This window comes from Pseudomonas sp. BF-B-30 (genome assembly GCF_019956305.1).
GTDB lineage: Bacteria > Pseudomonadota > Gammaproteobacteria > Pseudomonadales > Pseudomonadaceae > Aquipseudomonas > Aquipseudomonas jessenii.
Genome location: NZ_JAHBDG010000011.1, coordinates 62,001 through 87,731 on the forward strand (window position 1 = coordinate 62,001; position 25,731 = coordinate 87,731).

The 25,731-nt window shown below is 51.1% G+C and carries 20 protein-coding genes; 13 read left to right on the forward strand and 7 right to left on the reverse strand.

Annotation, left to right across the window (positions count from 1 at the left end):
- The first annotated feature begins 1 nt into the window (after position 1).
- From KGB29_RS06820 to KGB29_RS06830, 3 genes are read left to right on the forward strand one after another with little or no spacing between them, the layout of a single operon-like run.
- Positions 2-2,179, forward strand: a complete 2,178-nt coding sequence (locus KGB29_RS06820) for a hypothetical protein (RefSeq protein ID WP_223616261.1) — start codon at positions 2-4, stop codon at positions 2,177-2,179.
- A complete protein-coding gene (locus KGB29_RS06825; RefSeq protein ID WP_223616262.1) occupies positions 2,157-2,717 on the forward strand; it encodes a hypothetical protein in 561 nt (186 codons plus the stop codon). Before KGB29_RS06820 ends, KGB29_RS06825 begins: the two co-directional genes overlap by 23 nt.
- Positions 2,707-4,194, forward strand: a complete 1,488-nt coding sequence (locus KGB29_RS06830) for a hypothetical protein (protein ID WP_223616263.1) — start codon at positions 2,707-2,709, stop codon at positions 4,192-4,194. Before KGB29_RS06825 ends, KGB29_RS06830 begins: the two co-directional genes overlap by 11 nt.
- Positions 4,195-4,717: 523 nt before the next feature.
- On the opposite strand, the gene KGB29_RS06835 is transcribed toward KGB29_RS06830, so the two are convergent.
- The 4 genes from KGB29_RS06835 to KGB29_RS06850 all read right to left on the reverse strand — a co-directional run bounded on the left by KGB29_RS06835 (position 4,718) and on the right by KGB29_RS06850 (position 9,696).
- Entirely contained in the window at positions 4,718-6,010 is a 1,293-nt protein-coding gene (locus KGB29_RS06835) for an NAD(P)/FAD-dependent oxidoreductase (protein WP_223616264.1), read from the reverse strand.
- 9 nt (positions 6,011-6,019) lie between these two features.
- Positions 6,020-7,108, reverse strand: coding sequence for a polyamine ABC transporter substrate-binding protein (locus tag KGB29_RS06840; RefSeq protein WP_223616265.1), 1,089 nt, complete (start codon positions 7,106-7,108; stop codon positions 6,020-6,022).
- 782 nt (positions 7,109-7,890) lie between these two features.
- Entirely contained in the window at positions 7,891-9,150 is a 1,260-nt protein-coding gene (locus tag KGB29_RS06845) for a DUF4427 domain-containing protein (RefSeq protein ID WP_223616266.1), read from the reverse strand.
- Positions 9,151-9,477: 327 nt separating this feature from the next.
- Positions 9,478-9,696: a toll/interleukin-1 receptor domain-containing protein gene (locus KGB29_RS06850; RefSeq protein ID WP_223616267.1), complete on the reverse strand. Its 219-nt coding sequence runs from the start codon at positions 9,694-9,696 to the stop codon at positions 9,478-9,480.
- A 312-nt stretch (positions 9,697-10,008) separates the two neighbouring features.
- Here KGB29_RS06850 and KGB29_RS06855 point away from each other — a divergent pair, with 312 nt between their 5' ends.
- A complete protein-coding gene (locus KGB29_RS06855) occupies positions 10,009-13,971 on the forward strand; it encodes a DUF4365 domain-containing protein (protein WP_223616268.1) in 3,963 nt (1,320 codons plus the stop codon).
- Positions 13,972-14,178: 207 nt separating this feature from the next.
- Positions 14,179-15,306 (forward strand): DUF3800 domain-containing protein, encoded by a 1,128-nt coding sequence (locus KGB29_RS06860; RefSeq protein ID WP_223616269.1) that lies wholly within the window; start codon positions 14,179-14,181, stop codon positions 15,304-15,306.
- 308 nt (positions 15,307-15,614) lie between these two features.
- On the opposite strand, the gene KGB29_RS06865 is transcribed toward KGB29_RS06860, so the two are convergent.
- Positions 15,615-16,265 carry a hypothetical protein gene (locus KGB29_RS06865; RefSeq protein ID WP_223616270.1) on the reverse strand — a complete coding sequence of 217 codons (651 nt, stop codon included), beginning with the start codon at positions 16,263-16,265 and terminating at the stop codon, positions 15,615-15,617.
- 368 nt (positions 16,266-16,633) lie between these two features.
- Here KGB29_RS06865 and KGB29_RS06870 point away from each other — a divergent pair, with 368 nt between their 5' ends.
- The 8 genes from KGB29_RS06870 to KGB29_RS06905 all read left to right on the forward strand — a co-directional run bounded on the left by KGB29_RS06870 (position 16,634) and on the right by KGB29_RS06905 (position 23,839).
- A complete protein-coding gene (locus tag KGB29_RS06870) occupies positions 16,634-18,265 on the forward strand; it encodes a dsDNA nuclease domain-containing protein (RefSeq protein WP_223616271.1) in 1,632 nt (543 codons plus the stop codon).
- 101 nt (positions 18,266-18,366) lie between these two features.
- Positions 18,367-20,508 carry a DEAD/DEAH box helicase gene (locus tag KGB29_RS06875; RefSeq protein ID WP_223616272.1) on the forward strand — a complete coding sequence of 714 codons (2,142 nt, stop codon included), beginning with the start codon at positions 18,367-18,369 and terminating at the stop codon, positions 20,506-20,508.
- 88 nt (positions 20,509-20,596) lie between these two features.
- The gene (locus tag KGB29_RS06880) at positions 20,597-20,932 is read left to right on the forward strand and encodes a hypothetical protein (RefSeq protein WP_223616273.1); all 336 of its coding nucleotides are present in this window, start codon (positions 20,597-20,599) and stop codon (positions 20,930-20,932) included.
- Between the two features lie 248 nt (positions 20,933-21,180).
- Positions 21,181-21,636 (forward strand): VOC family protein, encoded by a 456-nt coding sequence (locus tag KGB29_RS06885; protein WP_223616274.1) that lies wholly within the window; start codon positions 21,181-21,183, stop codon positions 21,634-21,636.
- Between the two features lie 66 nt (positions 21,637-21,702).
- The gene (locus KGB29_RS06890; protein WP_223616275.1) at positions 21,703-22,671 is read left to right on the forward strand and encodes an endonuclease; all 969 of its coding nucleotides are present in this window, start codon (positions 21,703-21,705) and stop codon (positions 22,669-22,671) included.
- 192 nt (positions 22,672-22,863) lie between these two features.
- On the forward strand, positions 22,864-23,145 hold the full coding sequence (locus KGB29_RS06895; protein ID WP_223616276.1) for a hypothetical protein: 282 nt from the start codon (positions 22,864-22,866) through the stop codon (positions 23,143-23,145).
- An 80-nt stretch (positions 23,146-23,225) separates the two neighbouring features.
- Entirely contained in the window at positions 23,226-23,438 is a 213-nt protein-coding gene (locus KGB29_RS06900; protein ID WP_223616277.1) for an AbrB/MazE/SpoVT family DNA-binding domain-containing protein, read from the forward strand.
- Positions 23,435-23,839, forward strand: a complete 405-nt coding sequence (locus KGB29_RS06905; protein WP_223616278.1) for a hypothetical protein — start codon at positions 23,435-23,437, stop codon at positions 23,837-23,839. Before KGB29_RS06900 ends, KGB29_RS06905 begins: the two co-directional genes overlap by 4 nt.
- An 84-nt stretch (positions 23,840-23,923) precedes the next feature.
- Here KGB29_RS06905 and KGB29_RS06910 read toward each other — a convergent pair whose 3' ends face one another.
- Both KGB29_RS06910 and KGB29_RS06915 read right to left on the reverse strand, forming a co-directional pair.
- Entirely contained in the window at positions 23,924-24,385 is a 462-nt protein-coding gene (locus tag KGB29_RS06910) for an antitoxin Xre-like helix-turn-helix domain-containing protein (RefSeq protein WP_223616279.1), read from the reverse strand.
- 870 nt (positions 24,386-25,255) lie between these two features.
- On the reverse strand, positions 25,256-25,624 hold the full coding sequence (locus KGB29_RS06915) for a hypothetical protein (protein ID WP_223616280.1): 369 nt from the start codon (positions 25,622-25,624) through the stop codon (positions 25,256-25,258).
- Positions 25,625-25,731 lie beyond the last annotated feature (107 nt).

A 25,731-nucleotide genomic window follows, 5' to 3' on the forward strand; every position in this document is an offset into this window, starting at 1 on the left:
AATGGCCGGACGTCGAGGTTCTCGAAAATGCTATCCAGCAGATGATCATATAGAGATTCTTATTTCGCAGGCAAAATCGGATATAGATTTGCGTAAAGGCAATAGATCTTTGTATCACACGCCTTGGCTTTTGAATGGAGGACTTGGAAGTCCAGAATGGACGTCGCTGGAGCCTAACAACGATCACACTCTTAAGCATAGTTTTGATCGTAGCTTGGCGGACGGATCAAATCTTCTAGATGAACAAAATAATCTTTTGCTTGAAGCTATTCAAAAGTCGGCAATCTTAGCTAGAAATGGTGTCACCACCGAAGGTCACATGACACCAAAGCGATGGAACGCGGGGTTATTAATTACAATAAATTTTTCGAGCTGGGTGACTATGAATCGTAGTAGGTTTCAACCTGAGCTCTATGGTTTTGCACAAGTAACCTTCGATGATTACGACGCGTTTCTCGGCGAGTTTGCTCGCGGGGGCTGGACAGAGGCACTCAAATGCCGCGAGCGGATCATATCTCACTTCCACAGTAGAATTGAATATTCAGAGTCTATTGAGTCAATTCTTGCAAGCCCCGAAAACCTTGACGTGCAGTTCGTCAGAAAGGTTTGCGACTGGTTAGCTGAAAACAATTTATATTCCATGGACGGAAACAAACCTGCTTGCGTATCAAGAACATATTTGAACCTACATGTTGGTTTGCCTGGCACTGCAGGCAACAAGGAGCTTACCGCTTTCCTGCGTCAATTCGAGCCTCATATTCAAGGAGATTTTTTGACCGCCTCTGTGCAGCGAGGCCTTCCCTCTCACAAATCAGAGATTCTTTCATCAAATAGCATGATCGAAGGGGGCGTAAATCAACGTAGCTTCACCGAGTTAAATTCCGCCCTCAACGACCTATTCAAATGCCAGCCTCATCTCCCAGGACTAATTCCGGAAATAAGCTACGGCCGAAAGGAGGCATTGTCGAAATATGGAAATCTCCTAGAAAGAGGGAATCATACAAGGCTAATTCCACTCACCATTGGCATGCATGCCCTGAACCTGGCATCCAGGTGGGTTCTCGAGTTTGGCCCCGCCCTTGTAGAGGCAACGACTTACTATGCCGAACGCTTTAATGAAATTCCAGAGACGGGAACAGACCCCTGTAAAAAACGGAACGACATCTTCAGCTGCACTGTTGAAAGCTGGTCATATTACGACCACGAAAAAAAACGCGACTGTAGATTGGTAGACGCGTTTAACATCACCAGCTTATCAAGCAGGAGTTATTATGTATGCAGTCCATCCTCAACTGACTTCTATCGATGCCTCAAGTCACTCATTGGTGCCTGTGTTGTAGTGATTGGGCTTTTGAAGCCTATGAGGGATCAGGAAATTCTAAATTTACCTCGCGACTGCCTTAGCTATTCTCTTAATGGAGGAAGCGAATTGACCCATGAGCAACTGAAGGCCGGTTTGTTCGGCATAAATCCGGTTATTACACGGGCGATACCTAGTTTGACTGCTCGCGCGATCCAACTATTACAAGTCCTAGGGTCAAATCTTAAGGTCATTTACCAAGACGATGCGGAGCACAGTGATTTACTATTCTACTTTCCGACGAGAGGCCTAAAAAGACCTAAAACAGCAGCAGGTCTTCGAGATCGAATCAACGACTGTCTAGATGAATTTTGCAACATGATCGAAATTCCATTAGACAAAGAAGGACGCCGGTGGTACATCAGAATCCATGAAATGCGAAAATTTTTTATCCTGGTGTCTCATCGACACGGCGGTGAAAAGCTCTCTCAACTGCTGAGATATCAAGCGGGTCATAAAGATAAAAACCACCTTGATAATTATATCGCACCAGAGGCATCAGATGACGACTACGTCAGATATGAGTCCGAATGCATCGACGACAAAATCATTGCCTTGGAGAGCGGACACCTATCACCAGAAAATAACGATGGCCTTGTCGCGCTGTATAAAGCGGCATGCAAGGCTCTCAAGGTGACCAGCATATCGTCCATACCGCCCGACGAAGCCGTTAGAGTCCTCTCAAACATGCGCACCCGAGGCGACTATACTGTTAACACTTACTCTGTCACTCTCGATATCTTTGATGGAAAAATCGAGACGATAGATTTCGCGATTAAATTTGGCGAAAAATCAGATGCGAAATTCAACAAAAACTAATGTCGAACAACGTATTGACTGGCTGAGCGGTGTAGCATCGCGACGAATCAAAATCCCCAAACAGGTTTATCGTTCCCTGCTTAATCTCAGAGAATTCTGCAAGTTAACAATCGCCAATAGCTTCGATCAAATATCATACAACACTCTTAAACAATCGTCCTCAGCCCTATTTCCTCGTGATAATCCTCTCATCCGCGAGAATGGCTGGACAACACTCAAAGACTTACTTGAGCAGGCAAGACGCGTGTGCGCTCCCGACCCCACGCCATCACCTAAAGACCCGCTACCTCCAGCTAAAGAGATCCTGGATCGGACACTGCTTGATGCCCATATTTGCTCCATGGCCTATATTGAGCTTTATAATTTCCTGAAGATGCTGAGCAGACAAGATATTCCACCCGGCATGAAAAAGACTATTGATCGTCAACTTGAGATTACAACCGCCAGGTTCAAACTTATTATTTCACACTCAGACAATTTCGCGCCACCTAATAAACCGCTGAGAGCTGTTGCCACTGGTGAGCACAATGAAAGTTGAACTCTATACTGAGTATCCTATAGCGGCTTTGCCGCTAGGCGTTGTACTCAAAGGCGAAGATAAATACGCCGGCTTGTCGAGAACTGTTAGAAACTTAGTACTCATGCGATGGCCAGATGGTCGCCCCTGCCATCTTGTCAATCAATGGTTGATGCAAAAGGCTTTAAGTACCGAGGCTCAAGATACGGTCAAGGTTTATGCGGCCCAATTGACGCATACAGTACGTTACTGTTACGAAAGCAAAATTGATTTCTTTGATTTCACAGATGATCATTTCTATAGGTTTTCTACAAAACTAGAGGTAGTAAAGAAGAGCAACAGTTCACACAGTGAAGAGTTTATCGGTGGCAACCACGTTAGAGCCATCCAACAGAGAACCCTGCATTTCTTGCTCTGGATAGCAACTAAGCATCCAGAACTATCCGCAAGCCCCCTAATAGGTGAAAGTGAAGCATGCCAAGTTGTTATTGAATATAGAGTCAATCCACGCAATGGCCACAGAGAAATTTACCATCGATACCTCAAACCGCCAGAACCGGACAAGGACGACAAAAACGTAATCACTGAGGAAATGATTAGAAAACTGCTAGATTCTATATTTATCGCGCACGACATTGAGAATCTGCCAGTAAAATCTCGCACTAAATTGGTCGCCGACCCAGTATTATTCACTGCCACGAACAACTACTTATATGAAAGAAGGATTTTCACGATCAGGATGATGAAGCTAACTGGACTACGCCCGGAGGAACTGCTTGAAATACCATTGAACTTAAATGACGATGTTCAGAAATCCCGATACATTGCCATACCAACAAAAAAACAGGGCTTCCCACCTCCCATTCGAAAATTCAACATTAGTATCCAGGCAGCCTTGAATTTTAGTAGATATTTACACCATCGCGAAGACTACCTAGAATTATTAATCCAGCGAAAAATTATTTCAACCCCACCCAGCAGCATTCTAGTTGGAGAGCGCGGCAAACCCATCAAAAAGTCAAGCATAACCAAGGAGTTTAGTCGGCTATGCAAATCTGCAGCATTTGGCGAAGTCAGATGTTGTCTTTCCATGTTTCGCCATCGTTTCATCACTAGAGAAATGCACGGCTTGTTATTGGAGCGCTTCGAACTGGATCCAGAACTCAAAGTCCAATGGACAGATGCGCTTCGCGAGGATATTTGCAGCAAAGTCAAATCAAAGACTGGCCATCGGCAATCAAAATCTCTTTACCACTACTTCCACGAAGAATACCGAATGATTACCAAAGATAAAGAGCGGGGTACTAATCTCAATATCTTAGATGAACTTTCGGACAACCAAGATCTCGTGATTGAGTTGAAGTACCTAACTCGACTTCGGCATGACCCTGAAGCTGCCGCCCTTGTCGACAGGATACAAAATGATATCGATTCTCTTTACAAAAAGCTTTATGGCGGCGAAGTTGTTGAGGTAATTGGCGATGATGACCTGGTCTAATTTTGTTACCCTGCGCACACAAATCAAACCATGATTGGAGTGCCTGTTCCCCTCTTGGGGCCAGGCTGACGTGAACCGAGCCTTTGGCGGAGTCTCGGGCCTACGGGCTCTCCTCTCTAGCGTATGTGCGCTTCGCTTGCTATTAATGCGACTGCAATTGATAACCCAAACCCATCTAGCCCCCCACCTACCTTCACCGAAGCTAGTGCGGAGCGTCTCATTGGTCAAACAAATGACAACATCATGTGGCTCATTGAGAAAGCGCGGCCGTGCCAGATCGGCTACTTGGTTGGGGAACACCTTTGTTGCCATCTTCTGGGCACAGAGGCAGCGCTAAATTATGTTGAAAGCTTTCTCGAAGTAACCCAGCGGGAAATCTCTCATTGTATGGGCGTTAGCAGGAAGAGCAAGCAAAGCAGGCATCCATTTGAGATGTCCACCGACGTGCGAGCAGAAGGCGGTAAACTTCACGTTGCCCTTACCGACCGAACGCCATTTGGTTCTCACCTTTGGTTCAACCCGTTCAGCCTAGGGTCTCGCGCAACCTGTGCCAAAGCATGCCCAACGCAAGTAGTGGCGAGCGTAAAGCCTTACCACCAGGGAAAGTGATGTGGGGCACCGCTTTGAACACTTCAAAGCCTTTAGTGGAATCATGCGAGATCACCTCTGCCAGTAATTTAGCAGTCCAGTGGGTCACGTTTAAGCCATGGCCCGAGTAGCCTTGTGCGTAGAAAACATTAGGATGCTCCTGCAAACAACCTACTTGGGGGAAGCGATTTGAAGTAATCCCAATCATCCCTCCCCACTCATAGTCAATGTGCACATTGCTTAGCTGGGGGAACACTTTCAGCATTTTAGGACGCATGTAAGCAGAGATATCCTTCGGGTCGCGACCGGTGTAATGACAAGCCCCTCCAAACAATAGCCGCCTGTCAGCAGTCAACCGGTAATAATCCAATCCAACTTTCTGATCGCACATCGCCATGTTCTGGGGAATGATACTCTGTGCAACCTCCTCTGACAGCTTCTCTGTTGTTATTATATAACTTCCAGCTGGCAGTACTTTACCGCTTAACTGTGGCTCTAGCTCATCTAGATAGGCATTGCAGCCTAGAACTAGGGTATCTGCCCTCACTTGCCCTTGTGCAGTATTTACGATCACAGACTTGCCATGTTTAATGTGCAAGACAGGACTATTCTCAAAAATAGCCACGCCTAATTTACTTGCCGCTCTTGCTTCACCCTGAACTAGATCTAAAGGATGCAAGTGCCCTGACCCCATATCAACCATCGCGCCTGCGTAAATCTTGCTACCGACTATTTCACCAAGCTGCTCAGGATGAACAATGCGGGTTTCATGCTTGTAACCGAGATCCTGAAGGTCTTTTCGCTCTGCTTCAAAGGCTTCGAACTGCGACCTAGTGTTCGCAAGGTCGCAAAACCCCCACCGCAGGTCGCACTCGATTTCGTATTGCTGAATCCGACGAGCAACGAGGGCAACTGAATCCAAACCTGACTGTTTCAAGTATCGTACGCCTTCATCTCCGACATAGCGTGAGAATCCCGAGACGTCATGACCAATACCCCGGATTAACTGTCCGCCGTTACGCCCGCTAGCTCCCCATCCAATTTGTCTCCCCTCAAGCAAGATCACAGACAGCCCACGCTCGGCCAGCTCCAGGGCGGTGTTGACACCGGTCAACCCCCCGCCAATGATGCATACGTTGACGGAATGATTGCCTTCAAGGGGCGGATAGCATGTTTGCTTACGTGCCGTAGCTGCGTAATACGATGGTGCGTGTTGATTAGCCGACATGAGTTAAACCTATCGATTAGACTTGATTTTTGTCCACGAACGAGTCATATCGCGCATAATTTTTGGACTTGGCGTAGTAGAAATATAAAGCTTATCTAGTACATCCTGAGGCGGATAGATTTCCTCATTACTTACTACAGCTTTATCCATAAATTGTTTGGCATCAATGTTAGCATTGGCATAGCCGATTTCATCGCTAACCTTCGCAATCACCTGGGGATCCATCAGGTAATTTATGAAAGCGTAAGCCTGATCCGGATTGCTTGAATCCTTTGGAACAGCAAGCAAATCAAACCAAATGTTCGCCCCCTCTTTCGGGATAGAGTAAGCGATCTTCACGCCATTATTGGCCTCCTGCGCGCGTGCCGCAGCTTGAAACACATCGCCAGAGTATCCAAACGCGACACAGATATTTCCGTTAGCCAGGTCAGAAATATACTTAGAAGAATGGAAGTAAGTAATGCTCGGCCGCAGCTCCATAAGGCGTGCCTCTGCCTTTGCATAGTCAGCAGGGTTTTCACTGCGCGGATCCATGCCGAGATAATTCAGCATGGCGGGGAAAAGCTCATCCGGCGAGTCCATGAACGCCACCCCGCATTGCTTTAGCTTTTCTAGATTCTTGGGTTCAAACAATACTGCCCAAGAGTCGACCTTATCCACTCCCAATGCTGCCTTGACTTTCTCTACGTTGTACCCGATACCGTTCGTACCCCACAGATATGGGACGGCATACTTGTTACCAGGGTCATTCTGTTCAAGTCGCTGAAGCAGTTTTGGGTCAACATGCTTCCAATTTGGAATTTTACTTCGATCTAGCTCGAGGAAGGCCCCCGCCTTAGCTTGACGAGCAAGAAAGTGGTTAGATGGAACTACAACGTCGTAGCCGGTACGCCCTGCGAGCAGCTTGCCTTCCAGAGTTTCATTTGAGTCAAAGACATCATACACAGGCGCGATGCCGGTGCTTGCTTGAAAGTCCGCGAGTGTGGTGCTGCCAATATAGTCCGTCCAATTGTAAATACTTACAGTGGGCTTCGCTTGCAGGCCGCTACTGAATGCTAGTGCTAGCGTGGAGGAAATCAGAAAACTGAATTTACGCATGACAACTCCTTCTTAGACTTATATTGTCGGCAGCTTTGATTTTTAAAAATTGAGGAGCAAAAACTTGCTCATCCTTTAGCTGATTGAAGGGGCCCCTCCGCAGCTATTGGCTCTGGGCTATCTTGGACTGAATGGCCGCCGGCGATCTATCCACTTTCTCGCGAGCTTCACGCACCATATTGGTGCGCATCATCTTGAAATCAGCATGATGGCCATACTCACGACAAGGTATTGCGGCACACTCAAAAAGGTCTTTTACCGAGACAGCATTATTTCTGGTGACAGGCTCTGGCATTCCCCATTTGTGAGCGTCAGCGGCTAATTTCATTACCAGAGGTGGCCGGATTTAGCGCGAGTAGCTACCAGGAAGTTGACCAGCTACTCGGAGAGTTTGTTGCCTGTTATCCCAGCGCGGCTTGGGCATCATGGAGTGAATACGATGCAAGACAGCTCGAGCATGATGCTAGATTGGTTGCCTGTCCTTTCCTGCCAGGTGTGCCGTATCTCAACGCGAGGAGATGGCATATAGGAGGGCCAACAGCCGACTATGTGTTGTGCGTGCCAAGCCTGGCGCCAACGTCTCGGCCCCGTGGGCTTCAATGATCATGCCTGCGCTTGCCAGCGTGTGAGAGCTCGAGATAAGTGATGCGGGCTTCTACCTGGTAAGGCTATGAAGACTATACGGTCAACGTCAGGCTACGATTGCCGCCCTGACGTGAGACACCACCGGGCTCCAGGGCTTGACTCTCCCATATCTCGACGTCTCAGCGCCCCTTCAACCTTCAACCTTCATCATCCTCACCCGCATCATCTTGCTCGTCAGTGATTCGATATAATCCGCTCCAAGGCCGGCCGCAATAGGATGGCATGTCATCGGGTTGCCAGGAGTTACGTACGCTGTAATAGCTGCACACGACGCCATGCTCCTCCTGCAACTGTTGGCATAGAACTTTAACGATATTCTCCCGCTCCCTCAGATCTCGATGGCGATCCAGCTCCACCAATTTTCCGAGGTATCGCCCCAACTTATTGACTACAACTCGACCTGCGCTCAATAACGCCCTTACATAGGGGTGGGTGTTGTCTTCGAAATACACCCAGCAGCCACCACTTTCCCGTAATCTGGATTTCGAGGTCGACTGTTCGAGATTAAGTACTCGCCCGGAAAAATCTTTCAAGGCGGCGGCTGCAGCCTCATCTGAAATAACCATGCACGACTTAAAGTCGAAGCTAGCTGTACTGACCGCTGCACTGATCTCTGCTTCAGTTAGCCCGCTCAAGCTCGCCGGCAGCCGATCACAGACTAGAAGGTGGTCGAAATGGCTTTGCGAAACGAGCCCTTGGTCTACCAGGGATAAAATGTCGTATTGAAGCCGAAGAGCGTCCGCTTCAGTGGATACGATCACCCCTATTCCTGACCATTTCTCATGAGCCAAATCCAACCCTGGGATCGAGTTCCCTTCAAATCCTTCCGCCTCGATTTTGGCGACCGCACGGCGATAATTTCCGGTATAGGGCCATCGCCATTCCAGCTGGGAGGGCTGGTCTTTGAAGAGACCTAGCTGATCCTCGATGTATCGGAACGTCTTGCGAACAACTTCATCCTCCGTCACGAACCTTGGAGCACTCTCCTGCTGCAAAAAGGCTCGCAAATCGCCTCCTCGAATGACCTGCTCCGCGCCCGCTAGCTCCGCTGACCGAGTAGGAAAAGTGATGGCGTACTGAGTTACGTGTTCGTTGCTTGCTGATAATCCATCTCTGACCGCAATCAGGTCAGCCAAATTGAAATCAGAAAAGCACACAGCAGGCTGTTCACCATGGATTGTTTCGCTTCCTTCCCTAATGCCAAAGGTTACCCACACGTGGTGAAAACGTATTGCCACCCTAAGAAGAAAGCGCGCTGGCCAATATCCTTCTTCCACGTAGCAGCTTGTCGAAAAATAATCCGGCATGAATTCAGGGCATGAATCGGTAGATGAATCGACATCCCGGAAATAATGAGCGATTCGAGAAATGTTTTTATTGCCGACTTCATCTTTCATCATTTCTCCACATATGGATAAGAACTCGCTCATGCTACGGAAGAGCATTCAATCAGGACTGATTAAGTTCTGCTTACGATGAAAATAACCTAGACCACCCTCCGAGCAAGATCAAGTCTCAACGCACGAAAAAGACAAAAAAACCACCCCTTCATCACCACAATAATACACATATATTGACACATCATTAAAGCATTGGAAGAAAGATATACAGCAGCAACTTTTAAGCCAAACCTTACTTAATACAAATATCACCAAATCAAACATTGCATGATAGCTTAGGAGTTTGCAGATACAGTCTTGCGAAAATACCAATCAAGCTTTCCGTTAGCACCATAAACATTCATCAGGGCTCACCAACAGCAAGATGATTTCGTCGGTGTTGATGTGCTCATCGATGGCAGCATCGATCTCCTGGCCGGCATTGATTCTTCGATCATGCCAGGTCTCGATAACGCCTTGACGTTTGAGCATGGAAAGCTGTTTTTCGAGCTGATCTCGCAACGCCTCGTCAGCATGACAATAAGAGAAGAATACGTTTGGCAAGGTTATGACTCCATGCAGGTTGGCCGACTCGATCTTACGACCCAACTGGATTTGAGTTCAAACGACTTGATGCCAAAGCGCTGACGCAACTCAGCAGGCGTCTACAACAGGTTGTCCCACGGGGGGATGTCAAATGAGGGGGCGGGAGCCTATCCGTAAGATCGACATGAAAAAAAATGATGATCTGGCGACCTGCGACGAGGTCAATGCTGCTCGCTGTATACTCTCTCAGAAAGCGCATCCCCCTTTTGGCGGCGGGAACAAATTCTACAAGCTTTCAGAACCTCCTTCAGACAATGCAGAGGAAGCATTATGCCAGTTGACGGGCCTTTACCTGGGACGGGAGATCAGCACGATATCAATGCCGATGCAACACGTTGCCTCATGGCTCGTCACCCTAAAGACTGGCGATTGCAAAGTTTGGAGGGAACTGACGATTACGGCTATGACTTTCAAGTCCAAACCACGCCTAATCAACAGGCGACAGATATTTTTCGCATCCAACTAAAGGGTACTCGTTCCCCAAACATTACGGCGGACGGGGAATACATTTCGGTAACATTGAAGGCAACGACTGTTCGCTATTACGAGCGAGCGGTTGAACCCGTGCTCTTGGTGATCTGCGACCTTTCGGCTGATGACGACCCTGTTGATTGTCCGCTTCACTATGTATGGGTCAGAGATGAACTACTTCGCATCAAGGTAAATGAGCTGCCTGCCGAGCAGAAGTTCGTCACACTCCGAGCGTCCAGGAAGAACCGTTTGAAGGCATCAACGGATCTCTCCGAGGACATTCGCTACCAGAATGAGCTGTCCCGTGCGGGGCATACCCTTAGCCTACGTGCGGAACAAACACACCCTGGGATGCAAGCAGACGACCGCCTAACCTTGATTCAGGGCGTGGTACAAGGGGTAGCCGCCAGAGGCTCCGCGTTGATGGACGCACTTGCAGGTTCCACAGAAGAGTATTGGGTCAACCCTGCACGCGGTACGCTCGCTTGGAACCTGACCCAAGCAAGGGCTGACCTGCGGGTAAACGCTTTGCAGCGGGCACTCATCCAGCTCGACGAGGCAGAGTCCAAGCTGAAAAACTCTAATGAGCTTGAACTGGCAGAGTATTGGTGTCTGCGCGGTAATTGGCAGGTTGAAACTTGCGATAATCAAGCGGCGATCTCTGCTTACCAGAAAGCGTATCAGGCAAAAGCTTCACCCAAATACCGTGCCGCATGGGTGGAAGCCGAAATACGCATCAGATTCGAAAGCGATAAAGCTTCACTTCCAGAGCTGCACGATCTGCTTGAGGGGGATGACCCTGTAATTGTCGCGACTCGTTCGCGGCTGTATGCGATTCAAGGGAGTTACGAACTTGCGCTTGAGATTGCTGCCCCCCTTCCAGAGCCTCAGAGATCATTCGTCAGAGCTTTTGCACATTGGTTGTCAGGTGAGCCGGCAAATACACTGACGGACTGCGAGGCAGGCCTTGCGGCTTGCGATGCATCTCATGAACTCCGTCAACTATTGCTGCTGCTCAGGGCCCGTGCAAAATTTTCTCTAGCGGTCGCCACCGCCAGCACAGACAGGAATGACTTCATCCCGCCAGCAGGACTACCTGGTGTAGACCTGCAAAAACTTGAGGATGCTTGGTCTGCGATTACCGATGCCGTAGCGTCCCTGAAAGCCGCCGGCTGGGATTCGAATATTGAGCAGATCGCAGACATATGGGCGGCTACTGCCTCGGCACTTGGCAAGCAAGAATCGATACTCCCAGACCTGATTGATGCTACGCGGACACGCCCTGGCTTACCCAATATCCACGAGGCGCTGAGGGCTATCGCGGGCCAGTTGTCGAATTTCAGTCTCGCTTTAGTAGCAAACAATCACCTGCCTGAATCACCAGACAAACAGATCTGGAACACGCTCCTGCTCTATGAGACCGGAAAATTCAGGGCATGCTGCCAAAGCTTTAGCTCGTACATCGACTCCCTGGATCGTAGCCATCCGTTGTTTGGGCCAGCCGCAATCGCCGCCTCCCTTTCCGCTCACAAGTCAGTTCAGCCTGCCCTCGTGAAACAGTGGATGGAGGTGCTCGAATCACATCCCGACCTGAAAGACCAGGCCGCACTCGCGCGGTTCTACCTCGCACTGGAGATCAGCAGTCTGGCGAAGGATGAGGCGCTGAAGTCTCTGCTCATGAGCTATGAAGAGCTGGATCGGCCTCTGAGCCTAGCGCTCACCCTCTTTCACGAGGTTAACCCCACCGATCCGGAACATGCACTGAATTGCGTGCGTCTCTCCGAGCAGATCACTGAACATCTGTTGCTCTCTCCAACAATGGCGGCTCGCTTGGGGCTGGCATTGGTGACCCTCCAAGATTGGCCAGGGCTTCTGGAGCTGTGTCGAAGCAACAGAGTTCGAGTAGAGCCTGGAGATCGTATGGCAGCTTTCGAGGCGCTGGCACTTGATCACCTGGGCGAAACAGAAAAAGCCCGCGATCGATTGCTTAGGATCGTAGCCACCGGATCCGATGATCAACTGGCTCTGAATACTTACGTGACCATCGCCACTCGATGTGGTTATGTCGATGACGCTGTCGAGGCAGCCGAAAAGGCTCTTGAAACTGCAAAGTCCAGACAGGATCAGCTCGAATGCGTAAAGCTGCTGTTCACGCTGATTCAATTCGCCGATCCGACGAGCAATAGGCTCATTGAACTCGCCCTTCGGGCCGGTGACCTGGTAGATCAGAACATAGAGAGCCAGGAAGGCGCCTACTTGATGATGCACCTGAGTTCCTCGCTGGGAGGAGAAACTGACCTAGACCTCGCCAGTGATCGAGAACAATTCCGCGCACGCGCTGACGCATTTTTCAAAAATTTCCCCAATTCTCGGATGCTCAGGAGAGGAGAAATTCGAGATGGCTCCTCTGACACGGAATTGATTGAAAGCTTGAAGGCGTTAACTGGTCTAACCCCCGATCGAGAGGCGTTCCAGAAACGGCTCGAATACGCCTTGCAGCAAGGATTCAAAACCATTCCTTTCTCATGGCGCCCGCGACTTGTTCTTTCCTCGATCTGCGATGTCGTGCACCTCTGGGAAACTGCCAAGGTGTCGAGCCGTGATGATCGACAGTTCCATCTCTCAATGCTAACCGAGCTTGGCTGGCAGCCACCCGGTGCAGATGCCCTACGGCAACGCGTGCCTTTGCTGGATTGGACGGCGCTGTTAGTCCTCTACGACTTGGAGTTGATCGAAGCAGTAGTCACTTTCTTTGGCACAATTGCGGTCTCTAAAACCACCATGGAGGAGCTCGCAGAGTTTACAAATCCTCTGTTCGGAAGCCCGTTGCGAGGTAAATGCTTGGGCCTACAAAAAGCCTTGAGGTCTCACCTCGCTTCGATTCTACAGCCGTCACCATCAGAAGGAATGAGCCAGGCGTCGACCCCAGCATCAATTGGCCGAAGCAATGCTCAAATTGCGGAGATATGCGCTACAGATCCCGAACGGTTCAGGCTCTACTCTGATGACTATGCGTTCCGAGTTTTTTGCGCCGGTGAGTCCGAAGTCGATGGAGTCTGCACGCTCGATATCTTGGCCGCCCTAGTAGAGGTTGGGGTGCTCACCCCTATTGAGAAAGCTCGGAAAATTGCCCAGCTTTGTGAATGGCGAGTCGGTGTAGTCGTACAGCTACCTGATATTTTGCTGTTGCTCCCTCCAGCGCTCCAATCGGCAAGAACAGTACGCCAAGGTGTAGAAATCCTTGATGCCGAGCATGGGTTTGTCTCTGTGATTTCGGCACTATGGGACTATCGCTCTCCATTTGAACAAACCCTAGGGCATGCCGCAGCGGTGCTTCGCACTCTCATAGAAGAGAAATTACTTTCAGACATCGGCCTAGCAGCGCTGCTGCGGCAGTGGTATGTCAAAGCAGCCATGAAGAAGGATGCTCCTCCGCATGGCCTTGAAACGATCACTCTGCTGATCCTCACTGCCGCACTGATGGGGGACTTGCCAAAACCTTCCGCGAATAGAGCCTGGAGGGTCTACCTGTTGCTTGTAGAGGCCCATCACGGCCCCAGGATGGACGAACACCTTGAGAGGGAAGCTATCAGGCTTTTGGGGGCACAGTGTGCCAAATTAGAGGCTATTGAGCCTGGAGAGGGTCTGCGAATCTACTCCGCTATTAACGAGAGCTTAACGCGGGGTACGGTCGACCAGTCTGAATTCTCTTCAGCGTATATAGCGGCGCGGATAGCTTCGCAACGTCCAACGGGCAGGTGATGACTCGGCGACGAGTGAGATCTCAAATACTCGTCCGCCATCAACACCCCTGAGTCGACGTCGTTGGTATGACTACCTTGCCGCCAGAATTGAGGAATCCCCAAACCATTAGGTAACCACCAATGCAGGTGTGGAATTTTTCTCCTGCATGCGCCCATCATGCGCTGCTGTCACCGGCCGTCGACATCCCCACATAAGGAACATGAAATGTCGCAAAAAATCTACTTCGATGAGTCAGGCTTTACCGGAAACAACCTGCTACACCCCAAGCAAAATTACTTTGCTTACGCCTCGGTTGCTACTGACGACGACGAGGCAAGAGCGTTGGTTGAGAAACTCACCAAAAAGTACAACATTCAAGGTGGCGAGCTCAAAGGCGCAAATCTGGTGAAATTTTCGAAGGGCAGGAAGGTCATTACGGAGGTACTGGATGCTTTCGATGGCCGAATCAAAATTTCCATCTCTGACAAGAAATTTGCCCTCGCTGGGAAATTTCATGAGTATATTTTTGAACCCTGCTACTCCAGCATCAATTCCATTTTCTATGGGATAGGTTTCCACCGCTTCATCGCAAACGTTCTCTATATGGAGTTCACCGCCCGAGGCGCGGGCGCGGAAGAGCTTTTTTCTGAGTTCGAAAGCCTGATGCGGGAAGGCACGGGGCAAAACCTCGAAACCATTTTCTCCTCCTCAGCAGTCGCGGAGCATTCCGATACCATCAGGCTGATTCGTGAGTTTGCCCAAGTCCGTCACCAGGATATCCGGAGCGAACTGGAGTCTTTGACTGACGGTGAAACGGGCAAGTGGGTGCTCGATCTAACCAACACAGCCCTCTATACCCTTTTGGCAAACTGGGGAAGCGAGCATGATGTGCTTACGGCAGTGTGTGATCACTCAAAGCCGCTGCGGCACAACCAAGAGCTCTTCAATGCGATGGTCGGCAACACCAAAAAGCTTACATCTGATTTTGGGGGCGAGGAGCATCCCATCACATTCAATCTGTCGGGCCCAATAGAGTTCGCGTCCTCGCATGATACCCACGGTATCCAGATCGCTGATGCCATAGCCGCAGCGGCCGTATACGTTTTTTCGGGAGCACGAGATGAGGCCTCTGACCGTTGGCGACACATTATCGTCCGCCAAGCACACTACGGCAGCGTCGTACCGGACATGGACGAACTCAGACTCGGGTCTCAGCGCCCCCAGCTCAATACCCTTGTGCTACATCAACTGCATCAGCGTGCGATGAAAGGACTCAGTCTTACGGAGGGAATGCCGGAGGCAATTGCAAACATGGGGCGCAGCTTGAGATTTTCACCGTACTCTGCGGCATAGACATCTTAAGGAGGACAAGAAACTGAATAGCAGAGAGTGCAGTGTGCGCCCCTTAATGAAGCTGGGCGCCTACCTGAAATTTGTTGGAACATGGAGCGATATACTGCCCCTAGGACGTGAATTGGACAGAGGCGAGGCGTGATGCAGACAATCCGGCATTCGCCTCCCCTTTTTATAGGCGGTGAATACTGCCTCTCGCACAAAATTACTGGCTAGGAGTATTTGCCTTCAGCTCCATGACATCGAGCGATGAGATCCGTCCGTTATGGTCAGAATTAACGATGTTTCGGTTTCTAGGTTACTCCCGTCTAATCATCCTCCAGCCAGGCAGCTAGTTTTTCTACCTCTCCGATTGCCCTTTCTAGCGTCTCGCGTGTCACATGAACAGTGGGCTCGATCATCCAGCTCCCCCCTAGGCACTCCATCAGCTCTGTCTCGTACTCATTCACAAAAAGAGGGCTTGGGTGCTTACGAAGCGCTTTTACGGTGTGGTTAGCGCGAATGGACGTTATACAACTGACGTGCTGACTAGAGTTCCTTGCCAATACAACTTGCTCCAAGATAGAGAAATCTACGGGGCATTGGCTCCAGTCAACGCCGTGATGCGCGAAGCAGGTACGGTAACCACGAAGGAATCCTTTGCTGAACCGATCTGGGCCAAACTCTTTCACGCAATCCAGGCCAGCGTTCTTTTCGTGAGTAACAAAAAAAATCTTCAGGGTCTCAGACAACATGGACACGGCGGTTTGACCAATTACCTCCAATCCAGTCTGAGCACGAAGCCATTCTTCTGTGAATGCTGGTTCACCGGTCGCCATCTCCGGATCGAAGTCTGGTTCCTCAAATGGTTTTTCTCCTGCCTCTATTTTCCGCATCGTTTCAACGAATGGGGCCGAGGCCTCATCAAAAAAGTGCCTTATAAAGGCAGTGCGCTGATTCAGGAAAAAACCGATATCCATGCTTTACCCGCCTTCCAGATTAATAGTTTCCAGGCTTTAGATTAGCCCTTTGCCTAACCCTCAGTAGTGTCAATGCCTGCGTTCATCCTTTGAGGGCCCTGCTTACACGTCCGACTGAAGCGTGGGCAAGCCTAGGGCTGCCCGTTGGTGAGCAATCTGTCACGGTGAAGCGGTCAACTTCTGATCCTGAAGGATGCGCACGTTTTGTCCAGAAGTTTGCCCAATGATCCAGAAGTAGGGATAGTCGGCCAATTGCCATTAGTGGTAGCTTGAACGGATTTACAGGCACCGCTCCCCTCTCGCCTCTCCTGCTAGAGCTCGTGCGGCCGTCTGATTTCGAGCAATATTTCTTGCGATACAGGGATGTCATGGTGCGAATTTCTAGCCCGTCCAACAAAGGTGGGCCTGCGGCAAGGCAAGGCTTCAAGTATCAAGACCACGTAGCCGTCACCTTCATTTTCAAGATGCTCCGCGATAGCACCTACTCCCAGGTGGAATGCGAGACAGCGGACGATATCGTCGCTGTGTTCCACTGTTCAGGGGAGCGCGTCAACGAGTACATCCAGGTCAAGACGACCGAAGGTGACAACAAGTGGAATTGGCAGGAGGTAATCGCGCTAGACGGTATCAAGGCCGATTCTTCCCTGCTGCACAAATCACTGAAATGCGATGTGCGCCCGGGCCCTGCCCGCTTCCGAATTGTGACCAAGCGCGACGTCGCAAAAATTCTTGAAGGCTTCAAAACAGAGCTGGATAAGCGGGTTCTGCCTGACACCACTACTACCCGAGGCAAGGCACTGCTAAAGGTGTTTAAGACGTTCGTCTCCTCCCAAAAACGAGATTTCTCCTACTGGGCAAAAAATTGTGTCTGGCAGGTATACGGTGATGTCGAGGCGCTGGAAGCGGTCAATATCAAGGCTCTGTCCCAGCTTGCGGAAGGGCTTGGAAATCGGCCCAACTTCACCCAGCTGCAGGCAATTTACGACGAATTCCTGGAGATGGCCGACAAGGCTGCCACGGCCAGCGTGAAGACTGCTGCTGCATCAAAGATCATTTTTCGCGAGCCCACGCTGGCTCACTTGAAGAAGCTATTAGACGAGGCTGATGACAAGTCAACGGCCACATCCAAACCCTACAAAAAGCGCCCGGATCCATTCTTGGTCGAGTTTCACGCCAGCACGACGGAGGGCTTGTTGCATTCATTTTCTGGCTTTGACGTGCGCTATGCGCTGAGGAAATGGCGGCACGAAAACTTCGCAAAGCATCTCATCGAATGGCTACCCGAGTTTTCCCTCAAGGCCAGCGAGATCGTGAACATCCTTGCGCACAACGCCGAAGCAATTCTCGCCCGGTCAATCAGTGCCTTCAGCGACAGTGAACTCCCGCGCGATAGGCTCATCGCGGAACTGATTCTCCATGCCATCCTGCGCAGCCGCCAAAACAGCGAACCTGTAGCGTGCAAAGTTTTCTACAAATCCGCCGGCAAGCTATCGGAGTTTGGTAACGCTCATATCGTTCAGATACCTGGCCAGGATGATCAGTTATGGCTAGGCCTTGCTCGCCTGATCGAAGCAAACGACATGGATGCAACGCTGGAAGATATCTGCGAAGTCCTTGACGAAACGATTTCAGAGACGGTGCTGTCGGCAGAACGCGAAATCATCATTTCTCTGCGCGAACCTTTACATCACCAGCCAAAAGCAGATGCCTTCAACCAAGCCCTGCATCACAACTCGCCGGTCGATGACATGCTGAATGTCCTCTGCTTTCCCATCCTGTTGACCTACGACAGTGATGCGCTCTCATCAGGCTGGCTCGCCGACTACATAAACAATCTCAAGACAGAGATCGAGACCCATTTCAGTACGTTCACCACGCAGCTCCCGGAGAACATCAAGCAGGTCAAGGTAATGGTCTTTCTGGTGCCAATGGAGAGCGTTGAGCAACTGACTAAGGCCTTCAATGCTCGCTGTGAAAAGCTGGAAGAGTTGCAGGCGTGAACTGATACGCGCTCTTCGGTTTTTACAGCGGAAGGTACATGAGGGTGAAGGTATCCCGAACTGGTCACCCAGTCTCGGAGATCTCAAGGAACGATGCGGTCATGAACTACGAAACGATCAAGAACAAGCTGGCGAAACTCGGTGATGATGGTGCATCGACGATCGATGTGCTGCTCGCCATCAACACCATCGTCAACAGAAGCAACTCTGAGTGGGAAGGCCGCGACCTGGTGATCCGAGCACTCGACAAATTCGGCTGCTTCGACTCAGTCGAACAATCGCTCCTGCTCAACATGGTAAGAGCCGTCGGCCTCTTCCCCTACATCACGCCTCACCTCAGCAACATGGCGCTTTCCGACCGCTTGGCCTACGAGGCTCACAGGGTTGAAGGTGTGGAACAGGGCATGGTGTTTCATCATCTGCAGGCCCACGTTTTCAGCTTGATCATGCAAGGCCGAAACGTAGTACTCAGCGCTTCTACAAGCGTCGGAAAGAGCCTCGTCATCGACGCTGTACTGGCACAGCGGCGATTCAAAAAGGTGGTTGTGATCGTTCCGACCATTGCGCTGATCGACGAAACCCGTCGTCGCTTGGTCAAGCGCTTCAAGGACTTCAACCTGATCACGCATCCCAGCCAGGAAGCAGTGCCTGACACAACCAACGTCTACCTCCTCACACAGGAGCGAGTCATCCAGCGTCCTGACCTTGCTGATGTGGAGTTCTTCGTTCTGGATGAATTCTACAAAATCGACTTGGCGAACGACACGGACGAAAGCACCCGAGCCATTGATCTGAGCTTGGCCTTCCACAAGCTCGCCAAGACTGGTGCTCAGTTCTACATGCTCGGGCCGCACATCCAGAAGATCTCTGGCTTGGATGGTTACGAGTACCACTTCATCCCGTCCGACTACAGCACCGTCGCGGTCGACATCCAGAATTTCAATCTGGGTATGCGCTCGGAGGAACGGAAGGAAAAACTGCTGGAGCTGGTCACGACTCTGGACTCCCCTACCCTGATTTACTGTCAGGCACCACCTAGTGCCAACAGAGTCGCAGAGTATCTGATCCAGGAAGCTGGACTGACCCCAGTGCCGGAGTTACAGGAAATCGCCGCCTGGATCTCCAAGCATTACCACCCAGAATGGAACGTTGCCAAGGCGATCTCACTGGGCATCGGGATTCACCATGGTGGAGTGCCCCGCGCACTGCAACAGTACATCGTCAAGCTATTCAACGAGGGAGTCATCAAGCGAATCATCTGTACCTCAACGATGATCGAAGGCGTCAACACGTCGGCAGAGAACGTAATCATCTATGACCGCCGACTGAACACCTCGACGTTCGACTACTTCACCTATAAGAACATTTCCGGTCGCGCTGGACGCATGAACAAGTACTTCATTGGCAAGGTATTCATGCTCGAAGCGCCGCCCCTTGAGCAAGGCCTCACAGTCGAATACCCCATCGGCCATCAAGACGAGAGCTCCCCGATGGGGCTGCTGATGCAACTGGAAAACGAGTACCTGACGGACATCTCGCGGGGGCGACTCCAGGAAGCGTATGCCAACCCTATTCTGTCACCGGCAACCCTGATCGAAAACCGGCACATTTCTATTGAACGGCAAGTCGAGGTGGCCGAAACCATCATCCGAGACCTGCCCGACAGCCGAAAATTGCTGGGCTGGAAAGGTATTCCTGAGCCCTACCAGCTCAACTACCTGTGTGACCTAGTTTATAGCCTTGAAGGCAATAATCTGATGGACTATTTGATATCGTCTAGTTCGCAGCTGGCCTGGCACATCAATGAACTCCGAAACCAGAAAAACCTGCCCGCTTACCTAAAAGACGCGGTGGCCAATCGGCGCAGCGATGACACCGCGAGCGAAGCCATAAACCTGCGCCTGAAATTTATCAGGAACATGGTGTGCTTCCGATTGCCTCGGGACATCATGGCGGTCAACAAGATTCAAGCCGACGTGTTGGGCAAAAAAGGGATCGAACCGGGTGATTTCAGCTTCTTTGCTGAGCAGCTTGAAAACATGTTCCTCGATCCTCTACTCACTGCCCTAGACGAATACGGGATCCCCACTCAGATCTCGACGCAGATCAAAAGCCTGATCCTACCGTCGGAACACCTGAACGACTTGCTGGCGAAACTCCGGGCATTGGCTCCACGAGTGGAGCGCCTTCAGCTGACCGGCTTTGAAAAGAACTTGATGGGTTGGGCCGTTGCCGAAATGTAATGGCAGTCCGCGCTGTGTGCTGAACCAACTGCACGGTGAGAGATTCGATTTTTTGCATCGTGCCGGATAACAACTGTGAGGAACGACAATGCCCAACCCACTGGTCATCAAAGGTCAGCATTTTTCAACTCAGATTGAAGCGGAGCGCTTCTTTTATGGTCTGCGCGACAGGAACCTCGCGAGTGGTGGAGATATCATGGACTCCGCCGTATTCGATCTGCTCGAAGACCTGTACATTAGGTATTGTGAAGCCACCAACTGGAAAATTCCGGGCAATCCTGTAGCTTTTTACGCTCGCAACATCATTCGTGAAAGCGGCCCAAAGGGTGGCACAACCCAGGGGGTTGTCGCCAAATTCAGTGATGGCAGCGAACAGGAGTTTTCCGTTAAGAAAGCCGTTAAGGCAGTGGCAGCTTCATCATGATCTGCTGAGCATTCAGCAGCATTGATGCTTCTCCGACCACTACAAAAACAAAGCCCCGGAGGTTCGCGGCTCCAGGGCTTCTATTTTCGCCTCCATCCCTTAATGGTTTGACGAACGTAGCCAAGACATTACCAGCGTCGCTTTGGTATTTCACTACGACTTTGGATAAAGGTGTTCGATCAGCGAAGCATCGAGTAAAACGAGATGTCGTGTTTACCATGGACGCCGTTTCAACAGGTGGGCTGGAAATGGATCTGAAATTCAGTCACGTAGATGTACTGGTCGAGAATCTCGACGAAGCCTGTGCTTACTACGCGCAGATACTTAACGCTAGGATCTCCAAAACGCTCCTCTGGGAACGAGGTGGTCTGCATGTGCGCTACGCGATTGCGCTGGTGGGCCAAGAGCGTTTCATGTTGGTACAGCCGTTCGCGGGGAACCTGAAAGAGCTATTGGATACGTTGGGTGAAGGGATGATTTACCGCCACTGTTACTCGACACCGGACATCGAGAAAGCCTATGACGAATTGATGGCCGCAGGTGTTCAGCCAGAAGACGAAAATGGAAAGCCATTGGCTCGTGCGAACCTGCAATCCCCGTCTGGGGCACGCATCATTTGGTTGCCCAAACGCTTCGGGCACTTCTCTATTGAGATACTGGAGGACAAGGCGCTGGAGGCATTTATCGAGGCTGCGTTTTCCTAAGAAATTCTGCAGCGGGCGTGTGCGTCATGAGTACAATGCGCGCCCTTAATTGGCTAGTGCTTTCCAATGAAAAAACTGCTTTCCGTAGTAGCGCTGCTGACCTTCTCAGTAATCCCCCCCGCCTTCTCAAGCCCTCCATCGACCTTTTCCGAAGCCAAGGTCATCGCCAAGCAAAAGATCTACCTCGACCAAGCGAACAGTGCCATGGGCGAGCTGTATTGCGGCTGCAAATGGACATGGGTAGGTAAGTCGGGTGGTCGGATTGATGCTGAATCTTGCGGCTATCAAACCAGAAAACAACAGAGCCGCGCGGAACGGACGGAATGGGAACACATCGTTCCCGCCTGGACATTCGGTAACCAACGCCAATGCTGGCAGAACGGTGGTCGAGAGAATTGCGTGGATGATGACCCCGTATTCCGAGCGATGGAAGCTGATCTGTTCAACCTCTACCCATCTGTTGGGGAGGTGAACGGCGACCGTAGTAATTTCAACTACGGCATGGCCTCCGGGATAGCGCCGCAGTACGGACAGTGCAAGACGCGAGTTGATTTTGAGCAACGTGCTGCGGAACCGCGTGACGAGGTCAAGGGGCTGGTCGCAAGAACAACCTTTTACATGTTCGACAGATACAAGCTGAGCATGTCACGTCAGCAGCAACAGCTACTGATGGCTTGGGACAAACAGTACCCGGTTTCGTCTTGGGAAAAAGAGCGCGACCGACGCATTGCAGCAATCATGGGGCACTCCAATCCATTTGTAACTGGCGAGCGTCGATGGTCGCAAGGATACAAGGCAGTTGGTGACGGGGTGGTTAGCGCCGTTCCTGTTAATCCTCCGCGCGCGCCAGCTCAGCCAACCCTAGCGAGCGCGAGCGGAGTAGGTTCGATCATTGGCAATCGGAAAAGCCAGGTCTACCACCTCTCGATGGGGTGCCCTGGTTATGGTCAGGTGTCTGCGAAAAACCAAGTAACTTTTGACTCTGAATCTGAGGCCCAGGCTGCGGGATATCGAAAGGCGGGCAACTGCAAATAGTTATATCTCGTTGAAACCCGGCCTTGCGAAACCGAGGCCGACACCCAACATTAGACTGAGATATGCCTCCTGTTTTTGCTATTTTCATACTTTATAAAGTCATTCACCGCAGGCGGTTGGAGCTAAAGCTCGGTCGCCCCATCTTTCATCATCCAATGAGCCAATCGCTGACTGCCAACTAGGAGTACCAAATTGCTTAACCGTCCTGACAAAGACGCGCTACGCGCGATGCTGGAATCGCAAGTTCAAGAAAAACTACAGCACGACCCGAATGCGGTAACGACTTATGCAGCCCAGCCTGTACCTGACCGAAAACCGTACACCAGCAAACCCACGGTTCAGGACAAGGCATTTCACAAAGAGCTCGAGCAGATGCGTGCAGACGCCGAAGCTGGAGTGATACATACGCCTAAGCGCGAGCCGGAGGACGGAGGCGCTCCTAGCCTTAAGCTTGATGATTATCCGGATTTGTAAAAGGTGTCGCCGAGCTTCTAAGGGGATTGAATGGCCTGCCGAACCAAAGGCAATGGAGACCACCCGTGAGAAAGCCACCTATGAGAATCGTGATCGAAGAATGGGATGGTGACGGTGCGATTCGAATTCCCGATGAGGCATTGCAAGAGTTGGAGCTTGATGTCGGCGACTCGTTGTATCTGATCGAGGAATTTGTCGGCAATGCGCGCTGCCTTGTCCTATCAAAAACGCCTCAGATTGCGGATCGAATAGACGAAATCACTGAGGCCTGGAATGGCGGACAACAACGATGATTGACACGAATCGTCTCTGGCAGCGCGAACGCAAACGGCGCTATGCATTATGGGATTTAGAAAGGCTGCATCCTGGCTCTGATCAAGCAATACAGCTCCTCGCGATTCTTGATGAAATTGAGCAGCTAGATCGTGACGACCCCATTGGCGATGCAGTCGCCATTTCGGTTGATAAGCTACGAGAATGCGTTCCAGAAACCGAGATCGAAGGAGTCAGCGGATCCCACTTCGTAGTCATGCTTGACGAGCACATACCAGAACCATGGAAAACTCGTTTCGAAGAAGCGAGTATCGGATCTACTCGATTGCGGCAAGGCTGTTATGCGAGAGATTGGCATCGCTTTTTACGACTATGGACAGCCGAGATGCAGCACCTAGCAGCGCATAGGGAGATGCGTTAGAACCTGATGGGGTATTCGTCAGCCTGAGGATTGTCAGAGGACGCCAGGATGATGGAACCCATCAAATAGTCCGCCTGCCGAGTCTCACACAAGAACTCCCCTCTCCAGCTGGCCGATAAGATCCAGGACAGCTTTCGTTTCCACCCTCGTCCTCAGCATGTCGATTGGACGCTTCGACCCGAGCCCTCGAACCGGCGAGCTCATCCATTCCGTTGCTGCGGTCTTATCGTTTTCGAAGAGAGAAAGGGCTTCGTCAAACAGAACTACCAATGCAACCAGGCGGTCGCTTTCTACGGTGTCGAACCGCCCTGCTTTCGCCCTACGGGCCATCGTTGTGGGAGACATGCAAATAGCTTTGGAGACAACCCCGCGCTGCACCTGCAAGAGGCTCGCTATCCGTTCAAGGTATTCGAAAGGCAGTCCTTCGCGAACCAGGTCATGAAGCATGGAGCCGCGTGACGGCAGCCCTAAGGTAATCCAAATGCTCTTTGGGATCTGGGGCCCTGGTTGGTATTCTTTGATCGATGACAGCACTTTCACCTCCATCTGAAAAACCTACCACCAAGCCGGGCCAGGTGGCCCGAACCAGCGACATCTCCAACCGTGCGGCAAACCTATAGGTTTATCCAAGTGTCGAGCCTACAAATTCAGGCTGGCAGCAGGTTTTCACCTCCAACCGTGCAATGAACTACAGGTTTACCCCAGCAAATTCTCCCCGCCGTAATCGTCGTTGTGGCACGTGCAGGAAATCCTGCTGCATCTGCAGCACGCTCGCTATCCGCTTGAGGAATTCGAAAGGTAACCGGGGCGAATGAAAAGCGCTTCAAGCACGGATGTATCCCGGTACAAGGCACCGGAATCCTGTGTACGCCGACCGGAGTTTGGTGAGCGTTTCCTGGCCGAAGCAGCCACCGGAATTTGGTGTACGGCCCGGGTTACGTGGCCTGCAGCCGACCGGAGTCGAATATCGGAGGTTTTATCTCCCGCCCTCCATCAGCAGCATCTCTGGCACCGGATCGACATAGGGCACCGGAATCCTGTGTACGCCGACCGGATTTGCTGAGCGTTTCCTGGCCGAAGCGACCACCGGAATTTGGTGAGTGGCCCGGTTTACGTGGCCCGCAGCCGGCCCGAGTCGAATACCGGAGGTTTTATCTCCCACCCGCCATCAGCAGCTTCTCTGGCACCGTTCGGTGTGCAATCGGCCTCGGCACCGGAATCCTGTGTACGCCGACCGCAATTTGCCGAGCGTTTCCTGGCCGAAGCAACCACCGGAATTTGGTGAGCGGCCCGGTTTACGTGGCCCGTAGCCGGCCCGAATCGAATATCGGGGGTTTTATCTCCCACCCTCCATCAGCACCATTCGCCTTCCATTCACCACTTAATGTGAGGGCCTCTAACGCAAAAGATTGTACGTTACTGGGTGGCTACACTCGAACCAGGAGATGGGCCTTCGCTGAAGGTGTAGTTGATGACGACATCATTTCTGATCAGGACATCCAGAGTTTTCTGAGTACCCGTTGTCGTAACCTTCATCGTCACGATATAGCTTTGCGCATGAGCTGAGCCGTTCGTGTATGTGTAGATCCACTTCTCGTCGGTTTCACTTACAGCACTTTTCGTGTAAGGCTCACCAAAGAGCGATTTCAGCTCCGTAGTTGTCGTCTTCCCCTTCTCTAACCTAGTCACATTTTCCGAGGAGAAGTCTCGGCCAGCGGTGTAGTGGGAAGTGGCGCAGCCCCCGAGGATGAAGCACATTCCAATTGCTACGATGAGCTTGTTCATGGTCGTCCTTGATGAAGTGAAAACTGGAGACTAACGTTCTCAGCACCAAAATGCCATTACGTAAAGGCAAGTTTTGACAGGTGGCAAGCACCCTTCGGGGTTGACGA